Source organism: Roseateles sp. P5_B10 (assembly GCF_056400485.1).
Window position 1 is genome coordinate 1 of record NZ_JBFULE010000814.1, and the last position, 2,301, is coordinate 2,301.

1 pseudogene is annotated in these 2,301 nt (G+C 61.2%); it reads right to left on the minus strand.

Annotated elements, in window-relative coordinates:
- Positions 1-1,955: pseudogene (locus tag AC1DU6_RS27985) on the minus strand (ATP-binding protein); the annotation flags it as partial.
- Positions 1,956-2,301: the final 346 nt, after the last annotated feature.

Here is a 2,301-nt window from a genome sequence, read left to right on the forward strand (position 1 = left end):
TTTCCAAGCAGAGTGCAGAGCTCGGTATGTTCAATGATGGCACCGACTAGGTCGCCTGGCCCTGACGCATCCGTTTCGCTATCGCCCATTGAAATCATTGGAGCCGTTAGGCCGCCAAAAATTGGCTCAGCGATATCCCTACGCCCTTGAGCGAGAGCGAAAAGGGCAATCGTTCGCCTCCAACCATTCGGAGCCTCTGGGAACTCCGGTAGCTTGGTCGCCGACTCGAACAGCTCCAAGGCCTTCCCAAAATCCCCCCGCTTGTGTGCTTCAAGGCCGGCGTGGAGGATCAAGTCCGCAAGAAATTGATTCCCAATGCGGAGTTGCTTGCAGACGTCCGCTGGGTCCGATGAAGCCTTCGCACTGATAACCGCCTCGGCTACCTCGCGGTGAAGGTGCGCACGTGCTTGCTCGGTCTGATCCTGGTCGGTCTGCCGTTGGTTCTTATCCAGGCCCTCGGCGACGAGCTGGTCGATGGCGGCCCGAATCTGATCGAAATCCCGAAAATGAAAGGCACGGCGAGCCCATTTTTCAAACTCACGGAGGTTGTGATCTAGCCCGTAGTCCTGGAAGCGCGATGTATGTAGCTGCGGCAACGGATCCAGGAACTCAAACAGCTCCTTTGCCCGATCAAACTCTCCCCGCTCCAACCAAGCATCCACGACGTCATACCCGCAGCTTGGGAAGTCCCGAACAAACGAGTCAGCGGTATCGACGTCCCCAACGGCGAGCATGGCCGCTGGTAGTTGRTGGGCGTACTCGAGGGCTGTTGTGCGGCGCCCAACTTCATCTCGACAAAGCAACAGTCGAGTCAGCGCGGTTGCGTCATAGGTGGGCCGAACGGCGAGAAAGGCCAAGCGGATGTCCGAATGGATCGCATCAATGCTGCGTCCTTGTGCGAGCTCCCACCTGAAGCGCTCGGGTGTGGCCAAGGCAAGAACGGCGGCACCGTCGCCGGCCCGCGCGAGATATCGCAGTTCCRGCCAACGCTGGGGTGAGTCCGGCGGAGCCGCTTTTGCCAGGGCAGCTAGTTCTCGATAGACGCGCTCCGGGTAGCCGACGTCCACGCTACCAAGCGAGATGCGCGGCTTGGCAATGACAAAAAGCCTGAAACTGTTATGAAAAACACTCCACCCTTGCGGCGACTGGACGAGCAGATGCCGGGACACAACGAGCGCCCGCTCTATTGCACGCTCATCGACAATCGTTGCAAGTAAGGTCAAGCTGAGCGGCGCCTCTGCTCGTGCAATGAATCCGAGCACTCGGATCGCGTCGGGGTCGTTGGCCACCTCTCGCCATGCGGCTGCGTAGACGGCGTCAATCTCGCCATCAAACGGCATGCTGCCTGCCAGCAGCGCTTCGCGCTGGTCCCCATCGGCACGCAACAGAGCCTGTATCAGGTAGCGCGTCGCCAGGGGGTGGCCTAGACTCAGTTCCGCAATGCGCGCTCGGGGAACCGCAGCGTCCAGATCAAGAGCGTCTGCCATTTTGGCCACGGCGACCCGGCTAAGCGGACGCATGGTCACCAGTCGCCCTGCGGCCGAGGCCTGCTCGGCTACGGCGGGTGGCAATCCGACCAGGTCGAGGCGCTGCGAACCGAGCACAAAGATGACACCTGCCGGTACAACCGCCGGTAGCGGCAGCTCGCTGAGAAGGGAGCGAGCCGGCCGCTCTTCGCGAGGGATGTGGTCAAGGCCATCGACCACGACAATCGTTCGAACCCGCTCACGGTCGAAGCGTTCACCTGCCTGCTTGAGAAGCTCGCCGAACTGTTCACGACGCTCCGTCTGCGAGGTATCCCGAAGCCGAACTCCMATGAGCCCACCTGCGCGCAGCTGGGTTCCGACGTCCTCCAGGAAGTCATCCGCCTCACCGCGTCCCACCCCTTGCGCAGCACCGGGCACAAACGCCAAGTAGCGAACCAGCCTGATGTCAGGCTCGGTGGCCAAGGTCATCTGTAGCAGGGTCGACTTCCCAGATCCCGGGGGGCCTATGAGAGCTACATAACCTTGGGTGACCGCCCGCATCGTGTCCAGTAAGGCGACCTCCGTATCACGGTTTCGCTGCACGTGGGCGCCGACCGGGAAACGATGAATGTGGCGCGTCTTGGCTGGGTCACGCCACCCAAGCTCGTTCAGCAACTCATCTCGAGACCACCTGTCTTTGTCCCGCGCGTCGCGGACAAGATCCGGCAGTAGCTTCGATATCTCGGCCGCAAGGCGAGCTTGCTCGGTGCTGAGCTTGTGCAGCTGGACAAAGTCTGCCGCGGCGCCATGCAAGATCCTCAAGTCTTGCAGAAAC